At 39.6% G+C, this 12,061-nt stretch carries 9 protein-coding genes and 1 other annotated feature; of the genes, 5 read left to right on the plus strand and 4 right to left on the minus strand.

The window, feature by feature from the left end:
* Positions 1-86 precede the first annotated feature (86 nt).
* Positions 87-920 (plus strand): histidinol-phosphatase HisJ, encoded by an 834-nt coding sequence (gene hisJ / locus AC0VYH_RS16315; protein WP_475365618.1) that lies wholly within the window; start codon positions 87-89, stop codon positions 918-920.
* Here the strand turns inward: hisJ and refZ are convergent.
* Positions 907-1,560, minus strand: a complete 654-nt coding sequence (gene refZ, locus AC0VYH_RS16320; RefSeq protein WP_475365619.1) for a forespore capture DNA-binding protein RefZ — start codon at positions 1,558-1,560, stop codon at positions 907-909. The two genes, hisJ and refZ, sit on opposite strands and share 14 nt — an antisense overlap.
* 150 nt (positions 1,561-1,710) lie before the next feature.
* Here refZ and AC0VYH_RS16325 point away from each other — a divergent pair, with 150 nt between their 5' ends.
* Positions 1,711-2,196: a GAF domain-containing protein gene (locus tag AC0VYH_RS16325; protein ID WP_430241478.1), complete on the plus strand. Its 486-nt coding sequence runs from the start codon at positions 1,711-1,713 to the stop codon at positions 2,194-2,196.
* Positions 2,197-2,265: 69 nt separating this feature from the next.
* Here the strand turns inward: AC0VYH_RS16325 and megL are convergent, their stop codons facing one another.
* Positions 2,266-3,444, minus strand: a complete 1,179-nt coding sequence (gene megL, locus AC0VYH_RS16330; RefSeq protein ID WP_475372756.1) for a methionine gamma-lyase — start codon at positions 3,442-3,444, stop codon at positions 2,266-2,268.
* A gap of 361 nt (positions 3,445-3,805) precedes the next feature.
* Here megL and rpsD point away from each other — a divergent pair, with 361 nt between their 5' ends.
* Complete coding sequence (rpsD, locus tag AC0VYH_RS16335; protein ID WP_136948553.1) at positions 3,806-4,408, plus strand: 30S ribosomal protein S4; 603 nt, start codon at positions 3,806-3,808, stop codon at positions 4,406-4,408.
* A 222-nt stretch (positions 4,409-4,630) separates the two neighbouring features.
* Here the strand turns inward: rpsD and tyrS are convergent, their stop codons facing one another.
* Positions 4,631-5,896, minus strand: coding sequence for a tyrosine--tRNA ligase (gene tyrS / locus AC0VYH_RS16340; RefSeq protein WP_475365621.1), 1,266 nt, complete (start codon positions 5,894-5,896; stop codon positions 4,631-4,633).
* Positions 5,897-5,984: 88 nt separating this feature from the next.
* Positions 5,985-6,207, minus strand: a binding site (T-box leader).
* Between the two features lie 140 nt (positions 6,208-6,347).
* Between tyrS and AC0VYH_RS16345 the strand changes: the two genes are divergently transcribed.
* Positions 6,348-9,491, plus strand: a complete 3,144-nt coding sequence (locus AC0VYH_RS16345) for a transglycosylase domain-containing protein (protein ID WP_475365622.1) — start codon at positions 6,348-6,350, stop codon at positions 9,489-9,491.
* Between the two features lie 43 nt (positions 9,492-9,534).
* Here the strand turns inward: AC0VYH_RS16345 and acsA are convergent, their stop codons facing one another.
* On the minus strand, positions 9,535-11,250 hold the full coding sequence (gene acsA, locus AC0VYH_RS16350) for an acetate--CoA ligase (protein WP_430245888.1): 1,716 nt from the start codon (positions 11,248-11,250) through the stop codon (positions 9,535-9,537).
* Positions 11,251-11,415: 165 nt separating this feature from the next.
* On the opposite strand from acsA, the gene AC0VYH_RS16355 reads away from it, so the two are divergent.
* Positions 11,416-12,048 (plus strand): GNAT family N-acetyltransferase, encoded by a 633-nt coding sequence (locus AC0VYH_RS16355; protein WP_194219253.1) that lies wholly within the window; start codon positions 11,416-11,418, stop codon positions 12,046-12,048.
* The last annotated feature ends 13 nt before the right edge of the window (positions 12,049-12,061 follow it).

Raw genomic sequence — 12,061 nt, forward strand, 5'->3', positions numbered from 1 at the left:
TTTGACTAAATAAATTCAATATTCGACAACTAAAATCCTTGATTTTATTATAAACTTTTTCATTTATTGAAAGAAGGTGCTTTTGGATGATTATTTCATATGATGGACACATACACTCTCCATTTTGTCCACATGGATCAACAGATTTATTTGAGGATTACGTAGAAGCTGCTATTCAGTTCGGTTACAAAGGCATGACATTTACTGAACACGCTCCTCTCCCACAAAATTTCCATGACCCTGTTCCAAATCAAGATAGCGGAATGAAATGGGAAGTGCTAGAAAACTACTTTGAAAATATTCAGCAGCTAAAACATAAGTTTAAGGGAAAAATTGAAATTAACTGTGGACTAGAGGTTGATTTTATTGAAGGCTATGAAGAAGAGACAAGACAGTTTCTTAATACAGTAGGACCACAATTAGATGATGCGATTCTTTCTGTTCATTTTTTGAAAGAAGGAACTAACTATACTTGCCTTGACTATAGTCCAGAAGCTTTTGAACAACTAATTGCTTCATTGGGTTCCGTTGATATGGTTCACCAAAAGTATTACGAAACACTATTGAAGTCAGTCCATGCTGATCTAGGAAAGTATAAACCTACTCGAATTGGACATATAACTTTAGCAAATAAATTCCAGAAAAAACACCCGTCTAAAAGTTCCTTTTTCTCGGAAATCTCTACATTACTTGATGCGATTAAAGAAAGCGGCTTTTCATTAGATTATAATGGAGCCGGAACAGTGAAACCTTTATGTGGAGAGCCATATCCAACTGACTGGGTTATACGTGAAGCAATAAAACGAGAAATCCCTCTCGTCTATGGCTCAGATGCTCATAGCGCAAAAGGGATTGGTCAAGGAGCAGAACGACTTCTTACACACTCTCTACAATCACCAACCTTGCTTAGCCGTTCATAACGAACGGCCTTGCTTCCCAAATTCCAGTCTTACAAATATATCGTTCTATCCATTCATTTAATTGTTTCGTATATCGTTCAATAAAGTAATGTTCATTTGGCTGAATATGATGCACTTCTAGTATATATTGAGGTTGCAAAAATGGCATAGAAAGCATGCCTCTCATTTGCATGATGATATAATCAATGGATTGTGGACGAAATTCCTCCCTTGCAAACCCCACCTCAAATATTTTGCTAAAGTAGTACTTTTCTTTTGCTAGATAAGTGGTCATGATTTCCCGAACAAGCACTGAATCAAAAGTGATCTCCCGAAGTACAAACCTGGCGAGTTGCCTATTCTGATACTGATACTCCATAATCCTTTCAATAGCTTCAGCGAGACAGCTTCTGGCAGATCGCGCGTCAAGCTGCTGATATACTTTTTCGAGTTCCTTTACATACCCTTCTAGAAATGACGTCATTAGAAACTCAGCTAACCCCTTTTTGCCGTTAAAATAATACGAAATTAAGGCAACATTCACATCCGCTTTACCCGCTATATCTCGCACTGAAGTACCGTTAAAACCCTTTGTATTGAAAAGTTGAATGGCGGCCTGTATGACACTTCGCTTCGATGCTGTATCTCGCTCCTGTTTCACTAGGAACCACCTCCAAATAATACGATCTAAATTATTGATTCGGTAATAACATAGGCAATCCTTTATTAATCGTACGACAAAATATGTGTATTAATCTGCAAGATTTGATATGATGTTCATAATTTCGATGTAAGGAAGAGGTGTTTTGACATGTTTGAAGTCGAATCCTATTCAGGCAAAAGAGAAAAAGATTATCAAATGGTAATTAAACAACTAAGAGCACTGCTAGATGGTGAAACAAATCAGCTCGCTAATCTTGCAAATGCCTCTGCTTTATTAAATCAGTTTCTAACAGATGTCAATTGGGTTGGGTTCTATTTATACGAAAAAGAGACCGATCAACTTGTGCTCGGGCCTTTCCAGGGACTTCCAGCATGCGTTCGTATTCAGAACGGTAAAGGAGTCTGTGGCACAGCATCTAAAGAAGGCAAGACGATGCGAATTGACAATGTTCATGATTTCCCCGGACATATTGCATGTGACGCTGCTTCACAATCTGAAATTGTAGTGCCAATGTACACTTCAGATAAGCTCCTCGGAGTACTTGATATCGATAGCCCTAAAGTTGGCCGTTTCGATGAATTGGATCAGGAGTATTTAGAGAAATTTACTGAAGCATTGCAAGATTTTCTTTAGAGTTAAAGTAAAGTATTTTGTACCTATACTACTTAAAAAGCCATTAGAGAATTTCTCTAATGGCTTTTTTTAGTTCTCTAACGCTTGAAGAATATCTTCCCAAATATCCTCCCATGCTTCAAGACCAACAGAAAGGCGAATAAGAGTTTCACTAATCCCCATTCTTAATCTCTCATCTTCCGGGACAACGGCATGTGTCATTGTAGCGGGATGTTGAATCAGGGTTTCAGCATCCCCGAGACTAACAGCTATTTTAATCATATTAAGTCTATTCATGAAGGCTTGGGAGTCTTTCTTTTCCCCCGCAATTTCAAAACTAATTAAACCGCCTGGGCTCTTCATTTGTTTTTGAGCAATAGCATACGATGAAGATTCTTCCATACCTGGATACATCACGTTCGTTATGGCAGGATGCTCAGCTAATTTCTGCATAATTTGTCTAGCATTTGAAGAGTGACGATCCATTCGAATAGGGAGGGTCTTTAAGCCTCTTAACAATAGCCATGCATCGAATGGTGAAAGAATTCCACCTATATCCTTTTGCGTACTTTTAGCAATTGAAGAGATGGTCTCTTGGTCACCCACAACTAAACCAGCTACCACGTCTCCATGGCCACTGATATATTTCGTTGCACTATGCAAAACAATGTCACAGCCAAATTCTAACGGGCGCTGTAAATAAGGAGTCGAAAATGTATTATCCACCACAACCTTAATTCCTTTTTCTTTTGCGACCGCAGAAACCATTTCAAGATCAATTAATTTCAATGTTGGATTAATCGGAGTTTCAATATAAATAACTGTAGTATTTGGACGAATTGCTTTTTGTAATTGCTCAACTGAGTCTAGCGGAAGCAAGTCATGTTCAATCGAAAATTTCTCTTCTAACATTTTAAGTAATCCGAAAGTACATCCGTAGACCCCTTCTGAACAAAGAATGTGGTCGCCTGTCTTCACTAGGTTCAAAAGAACAGCAGACACGGCAGCCATTCCCGAACCAAACGCTAAGCCTGCCTCAGCATTTTCAAGAGAGGCAATCCGCTTTTCCAACATTCGAACAGTAGGGTTTCCAAGTCTTGAATAAATATAGCCAGGTTCCTCACCTGCAAACCTTCGTTCACCAGCCTCAGCCGTTTCAAATGTAAAAGTTGATGTTTGATAAATAGGAGATGCCAGGCTGTTGTGATGCGATTTAGATTCATATCCATCATGAATTGTTTTTGTCTCAAAGCGATGCTTCCCTGTCAAAGTTATAACCCCCTGTTATAAAAATAGCTAGATACACTTCCATTGTAAGCGCTTTCTATTATAAGGTGAAGAGGTATTTATCTTTCTTATATCCTAAAAATGATGTCGACGTGCTATCTATCCATCTCATTTCTACTAAAGTTGACATCTAATACTGAAAGAGTTACAATAGCATTTGTGTAAAATAAGAATGGGCAGCAGCGTGACGGGCTGTGATTTCATTGTGTTCCTTTTAATAGGTACGCCGCGTAACCTCCGGCTGTCGAGGTGAAGGCGTGTGAAAACACAATGTGCACAAACCGGAATCACGACACTGTTTTTATTTTATACCAATAATAATGGTATAAAGGAGGAGCTAATTATGGCTCGTTATACAGGACCAAGTTGGAAAATTTCTCGTCGTCTTGGTATTTCTCTAAGTGGAACAGGTAAAGAATTGGAAAAGCGCCCTTACGCTCCAGGTCAACACGGACCTAACCAGCGTAGAAAGCTTTCTGAATATGGTCTTCAACTTCAAGAGAAGCAAAAGCTTCGTCACATGTACGGCATGACTGAGCGTCAATTCCGACGTCTTTTCGATGATGCTGGCAAAATGAAAGGTGTTCATGGTGAAAACTTCATGATTCTTCTTGAAGCTCGTCTTGATAACCTTGTTTATCGTCTAGGTCTAGCTCGCACTCGCCGTCAGGCTCGTCAGCTAGTTAACCACGGCCACATCACAGTTGATGGCAAACGCGTTGACATTCCTTCTTATCGTGTAGCGACTGGTCAAGTGATCAGCGTTCGTGAGAAGTCTAACAACCTTGACATCATCAAAGAAGCTATCGAAGTAAACAATTTCGTTCCAGAATACCTTACTTTCGATGCAGATAAGCTTGAAGGTACGTTCTCTCGTCTTCCTGAGCGTTCTGAACTTCCTGCTGAAATCACTGAAGCTCTTATCGTTGAGTACTACTCTCGTTAAGCTGTTTCAAAAACCCCGGAACTTATTCCGGGGTTTTTTATGTCCAAATTTACTTAGTACAAAAAATATAAAAAAAAGAGGAAGATCCTCCTCTTTTCAATGGGAGGGTCTTCCTCTTAATGATTGGCTGTTCATAACCGCTGGTGATTTTTTACTCATTTACTCTCTGTGATAACCAACCGTTATTGGGAATCACCAGTATTAGTTAAAATAGCTAAATGATTAATACGTAAGAAGGAAATATTTCTTCTTCCCTCTACGAATAATCACGTATTGATTTTCGATTTGGTCGCTTTCTGAAATAACTTTATCCATTTCCTGACACCGTTCACCGTTGATATACACCGCTCCATTTTTAACATCTTCTCTTGCCTGGCGCTTAGATGAAGAAATACCAGCTTCTACAAGAAGATCGATAAGTCCCTTTTCATTATCTTCTACATGGAAAGAAGGAACATCCTTAAATCCTAAACGGATTTCATCAGCTGTTAGCTGTTTAATGTCACCACTGAACAGCGCTTCCGAGATGTTGATTGCCTGCTGAAGCTTTTCTTCTCCGTGAACAAGCTTTGTCACTTCTTCAGCAAGAGTACGATGAGCTTCTCTCTTTTCCGGTGCTTCGATATGTTTTGATTCAATCTCTTTAATTTCTTCAATACTTAAAAATGTAAAGTAATGAAGAAATTTCACAACATCACGATCATCTGTGTTAATCCAGAACTGATAGAATTCGTAAGGAGAGGTTTTATCGGCATCAAGCCAAATCGCTCCACCTTCAGATTTACCGAACTTAGAACCATCACTCTTCGTAACAAGTGGGAATGTTGCTCCATAGGCTTTTGAAGACTCTTCGCTGCCTTCTTCTTTACGAATCAGTTCAAGACCTGCTGTAATGTTCCCCCATTGGTCACTTCCTCCAATTTGAAGACGACAGTTTTCTTTCCGGTAAAGCTGAAGAAAATCATATGATTGAAGAATCATATACGTAAATTCTGTAAAAGAAATTCCCGCTTCAAGACGTGAAGTAACAGAATCTTTCGCAAGCATATAGTTCAAACCAAAGTTCTTTCCAACATCACGCAGGAATGGAATAACATTTAGCTCCCCAATCCAGTCGTAGTTGTTTACAGCTTTTGCAGAGTTCGCATCTGTTCCAAAATCCAAAAAGCGAGCAAGCTGTCCCTGTAACTTATTCGTCCAATCTTTTACAATGTCTTCTGAATTCAACGTACGTTCATTTGAACGGCCACTAGGGTCACCAATCAGCCCAGTAGCTCCACCAACAAGCGCAATCGGCGTGTGGCCAGCTAACTGAAATCTACGTAGGGCTAGAATAGGCAAAAGATGCCCAATATGAAGGCTATCAGCTGTAGGATCAAAGCCAGAATAAAGAGCAATGCGGTTTTCTGAAAGTTCCTTTTCAAGGCCCTCTCTATCTGTAACTTGATTTAAAAGTCCTCTTGCTTCTAATTCTTCTAATATGTGCATGTAATCGACTTCCTTTCGTTAATAATATCTTTTGGCAAACCACTAAAATAATCCAAATGGGCAAAAAAACAAAAAAAACCCGCCCCAGAAAAGGGACGAGTTTCATCGCGGTACCACCCTTGTTGAAGAAAGTAACCTTTCTCCCACTCAGTCAGAATAACGGTCTGAACCGTCTAATGCTACACAGACACTGTCTTTCCCATTAGATGCTCATGGAGGTAATTCACATTTTCCTTTATGCTGATTCTCACCGCACATCAGCTCTCTGAAAAAGGGAGAAAAATGCTACTTCGTCCAATCAAGGCATGTCGTTCATTAAAAAACACTAATTAAATTAATATCACAAAGGTAAAATCATGTCAATTCTAAGCCTACAGAAATCCCTACCAGTTTATACAAATCTCGACGACATATGCTATAATAAACAGGATTAATTTGAGGGGGTATAGGAATGCGAGAGCTTTTTTCTTCTATCAGGCAGAAGTGGAACGCGTTCATTGATAGATTACAAGAATATAACATCTTAACCGGGTCCAGGATCGCCTACAAAGTGACTTGGAATTTATTTCTTATTTTTATCGTGCTAGGTCTAATGGGCACTATTTTCGCCGGTGGTGTTGGTGCAGGATATTTCGCATCACTTGTTAAAGATGAACCGATTCGCTCTTACGATGAGATGAAGAGAGACGTTTATAACTATGAAGAAACCAGTGAGGTATATTTTGCAGGTGATGTTCTTCTTGGTAACTTTCGTTCTGATATTGAGCGAAAAGAGGTTGAGTTAAAAAACGTTTCTCCTCTTCTACAAAAAGCAGTTATTTCCACAGAAGATGAATATTTCTTCGATCACGATGGTATTGTTCCAAAAGCAATTGGACGTGCCGTTCTTCAAGAAGTCACCAATTCAGATGATCGAAGCGGTGGTAGTACATTAACACAACAGTTAGTTAAGAACCAGATTCTAACAAGAGAAGTTTCTTTCGAACGAAAAGCAAAAGAAATGCTACTCGCTCTTCGACTCGAAAATTTCTTTAATAAAGAAGAAATTCTAGAAGCATACCTTAATATCGTTCCTTATGGACGAAATGCTTCCGGTAATAATATTGCGGGCGTACAAGCAGCCTCACAGGGCATATTTGGTGTAAATGCTAGTGATTTAAATTTGCCTCAAGCTGCATTCATTGCAGGTATTCCCAAAAACCCTTATACATACACCCCTTTTACAAATTCGGGTGAGGTAAAGAAGGATCTTTCAGCTGGAATCGATCGGATGGAATTTGTTCTATATCGTATGTATGAAGAAGAAACAATCACTGAAGAAGAGTATAACAAAGCGCTAGAATACGATATTGAAAAAAATCTAGCTGAGTCTTCGCCTTCGCCAGTAGAAAAATACCCTTACCTTACATTTGAGATTGAAGATCGTGCGAAGCGAGTTCTTGCCGAGCAGATCGCGAATGAAGAAGGATATGACGGGAAGGAACTTTCGAAGAGTGTAGACTATTACAATCAAATCACTTATGATGCTAACGTTACTGGTAGATCTGCAACGGAAATAGCCAAGAAAATGGATTTGAAATGGGAAGAAGTTCAAGAAAATTCAGATGTATTCCTTGAATTTATGAGTAATGCAGAGAAAGAGCTTCGCAAAAATGGATATAAAATTTATACTACAATTGACAAAGATATTTATGAATCTATGAATGCTGCAAGAGATAAAGTGCTAGAAAACGGAAGCTATTTCCAAAGTGCTAAAACCCTCTCCGTGCAAAATCCTGAAACTGGAGAGCTTGAAAATAAAGAATTTCCTATGCAAGTAGGTAGTATCCTCATCGAAAATGAATCTGGAAAAATTCTTTCATTTGTTGGTGGAAGGGATTTCGCGCAAGAAGAACTTAACCATGCTACAGACGCCTATCGATCAAACGGTTCTACAATGAAACCATTGCTTGACTATGCCCCGGCAATGGAAATGGGAAAAGTTCAGCCTGGCTATATTGTGCCAGACTTACCAATTCAAGATGGATATAATCCTGGTAACTATTCATCAAACTACCATGGTCTTGTAACTGCACGTAAAGCGTTGGAAAGGTCTTATAACGTTCCAGCTGTTCGAGTCTATAATAAAATGAACCCAGTGGACGCAACCGACTATTTGGTGAAGATGGGCTTTAGTACAATGACTCTTGATGATCGAACCAATCCTTCAATGGCAATTGGTGCGCTACAACGGGGAGTAAGTGTCGAAGAGAATACCAACGCATTTGGCACGTTTGCTAATGGAGGAAAGTTTGTTGATGCTTATTTAATTGATAAAATAGTTGACCGCGATGGAAACACCATTTTCGAACAAAAACCAGAACCAGTGGATGTTTTCAGTCCTCAAACTGCCTATCTATCAATCGATATGATGCGTGATGTAGTTAACCAGGGTACTGCCCAAGACATTCCAGGGAAATTAAAATTCGCTTCTGATTGGGCAGGAAAAACAGGAACTGGACAAAATTATTATGATTCATGGTTTGTAGCAGTCAATCCTAATGTTTCACTAGGTGTATGGACTGGATATGACAAACAAATTAGCATGGATAGTCAATATGCCAACAGAAACAAAAACTTATGGGCACTATTTGCTAATGCCGCTTATGATAAAAAACCAGAAATAATGGATCCAAAAGAATCATTCAAAATGCCAACGGGTATTGTGCGACGTTCGTTCTGTGGTATATCTGGAAAGCTCGCTTCTGATCTCTGTCAAAAAGCCGGACTTGTCAAAACTGATCTATTCAACGCAAAGTATGTACCAACTGAAGTGGATGACAGTCTCACTCAAGGACGTTATGTCATCATGAATGGTAAGACCTATCAAGCACTTAGTTCCACTCCAGAAGAGTTTGTATCCAGCGGAGTCATGATTAAAGAGGATTACTTCTCAGGAGTTGATATTTCACAGCTTCTCCCTTCTGGATTTAGTGATTTAAATATCGTTTCAGAAGGAAAAACTGCTTCAGAAAATGGGAAAAAACCAGGCGCAGTTGGTGGCGTTTCAATAAGTGGCTCTTCACTAAATTGGGGTGCTTCAGGTGAAAGTGATATTGTTGGTTATCGTATTTATCGCGCTTCGAACGGTAGTAGTTCATTTACGAAGCTTGGAAGCGTAAAAGCATCTGATGGTAGCTCATTCAACATCCCTTCTGGTGCATATGCCTATTACGTAACAGCAGTTGATGTAGCTGGGAATGAATCGGGACCATCGGCTAAAGTAACAAATGGAGATTGGTCTGATAAACCAGAGCCAAAACCTGAGAAAAAGCAAGAAGCAGAACCTTCAACAGATGAAGAAAATGATGAAGCTTCTGATAATGAAGAGAACGAAAATAATGCTCCCTCCGATAATGATAGTGATGAATCCAGCAACTCAGAAGATTCACCTTCAAATGAAGGGAATACCAACACCGGTGAAAATGCAAATGATAACAACTCCAACAACTCCGGTAATGGAAATAACAATGGAAACAGTAGTCCTACAAATGGTGCTGACAGCGGAAATAATTCAAATAGCACCGGCGGCAACACAAGCAATAACGACCAGTAAAAAAACAGCCTGCAGCATTATGCTGCAGGCTGTTTTCTATTACCTAATCTTCCATTGTAGACAAATCGCCAGTTGGTAAATCCAGCTCCCACGCCTTTAATACGCGACGCATGATCTTACCACTTCTCGTTTTCGGAAGCTTATCTCTAAATTCGATTTCTCGAGGTGCTGCATGAGCTGCAAGTCCTTTTTTAACGAAATTTCTTATCTCTTCCATCAACTCATCAGACGGTTCATGACCATCTCTAAGTGAAATAAAGGCTTTAATAATTTCACCTCGCACAGGATCCGGTTTCCCAATCACCCCAGCTTCAGCAACAGCACTATGTTCGACTAGTTTACTTTCAACTTCAAATGGACCAACTCTTTCACCCGAAGTCATAATAACATCATCGACTCGCCCCTGGAACCAGAAGTATCCGTCCTCATCTTTATAAGCTGAATCACCAGATACGTACCAGTCTCCTTTTAAGAAATAGCTTTCATATTTTTCAGGACGATTCCAAATCGCTCGCATCATTGATGGCCAGCCTTTTTTAATCGCAAGGTTCCCCATTCGATTAGCAGGAAGTTCATTTCCTTGATCATCTACGATTGCTGCGTGCACGCCTGGAATTGGTTTGCCCATTGATCCTGGCTTTATTTCCATTGATGGATAATTACTGATTAGCTGAGCTCCCGTTTCTGTCATCCACCAGTTATCATGAATTCTCCGTTCAAGAACTTTGTTACCCCATTTAATAACCTCAGGATTTAATGGCTCTCCTACGCTTAGTACATGACGTAAAGATGAAAGTTCGAATTTCTTAACGATCTCATCTCCCGCACCCATAAGCATACGAAATGCAGTAGGAGCACTATACCATACAGTTACTTCATATTTTTCGATCGTACCGTACCAATCTTCTGGACTAAAACGACCACCACGAATGACGTTCGACGTTCCAGCAAGCCATGGAGCAAATATGCCATATGACGTCCCCGTTACCCAACCTGGATCAGCTGTACACCAGTAGACATCATCTTCTTTTAAGTCAAGTACCCATTTCGCCGTTTGATAGTGTTGTATCATCGCATTATGAACATGAAGTACGCCTTTCGGCTTACCAGTTGAACCTGATGTGTAATGGAGAATCATACCATCTTCACGGTCAACCCATTCTATTTTAAGCTTCTTTTCTGCTGATTCAAAATGCTTATAAAAGTCTATATAAGGACCTTCTTCTTTAACGTTATTTCCTACTAGCACAACACTTTCGAGATTAGGAAGCTCATCAACCGGAACGCGCTCAAGTAGCTCAGGTGTTGTAACAAGTACCTTTGCTTCACTATCCTCAAGACGATCCCTTACTGCACCTTCCATAAAGGCTTCAAAAAGTGGGCCAGCAATCGCACCTAACTTAAGCGTTCCGAGTAGAATGAAGTATAGCTCAGGAGATCTTGGCATGAAAATAAAGACCCTATCTCCTTTTTCGACATTCACTTTTTTTAGAACGTTACCTGCTTTGTTACTCATTGATTTCATCTCACTGTACGTATACTTCTCATCTCGTGTTGGGTCAGAAAAATAAAGAGCTACTTTGTTTTTACGATCGGACTCAGCGTGCCTATCGATTGCTTCGTAGGCCATATTGACATTACCTGTCTCACTCCAGGTAAATGTTTTCTCCACGTCTTTCCAATCAAAATTCTCATATGTAGCTTCATAATCCTGTAAATTATGATTACCCAATGTAGCAGAAAGCGGTTTCAATTCCATAAGTAATCTCCTCCTTCTCCTTCATGTCTTTCACTGATAGTATAACATAAATTCCTAATTTTTTAACAAATGACAAAACTTCAAAAAATAACATTGAAACCCCTTACATTTATCGCGTTTCATGTATAATAAGAACTGAGACCATTATTAAAAGGTGGTGACTAGATGGAACATCGTAAAACGTATAATGCAATCGAGAAGAACACCCCGCATGGAAAACTTATTATTGAAGGACCAATTACTCCAGATCGCCTGGCATCCTATCATTTACATAAGGACCTTGTCGCATTTCGCCCACCGGAACAACAGCATAAAGCACTGGTTGAAATAGCTGGTCTGCCTGAAGGCCGTATCATTGTGGCTAGGGAAAGAGAAACCATTGTAGGCTATGTCACATTTCTATATCCAGACCCACTTGAGCGTTGGTCAGAAGGCAATATGGAAGATTTAATTGAATTAGGAGCGATTGAAGTTATTCCAAAGTACCGTAATGCTAAAGTCGGCAAAAGCCTTCTCAAAACGTCATTTATGGACGATGCAATGAATGATTACATCGTCATAACTACCGAGTATTATTGGCATTGGGACCTTAAAGGAACAGGTTTATCAGTTTGGGATTATCGTAAAGTGATGGAGAAAATGATGAATGCAGGAGGTCTTGAGTGGTATGCAACGGATGATCCTGAAATAAGCTCTCATCCTGCAAATTGCTTAATGGCTAGAATTGGGACAAGAATTAACCAGGACTCTGTTCAAGCGTTTGATCGCCTGCGATTCCATAATCGCTTCATGTATTAAGATTGCAAAGGAG

This window comes from Anaerobacillus sp. QJM3NY_32 (assembly GCF_056173645.1).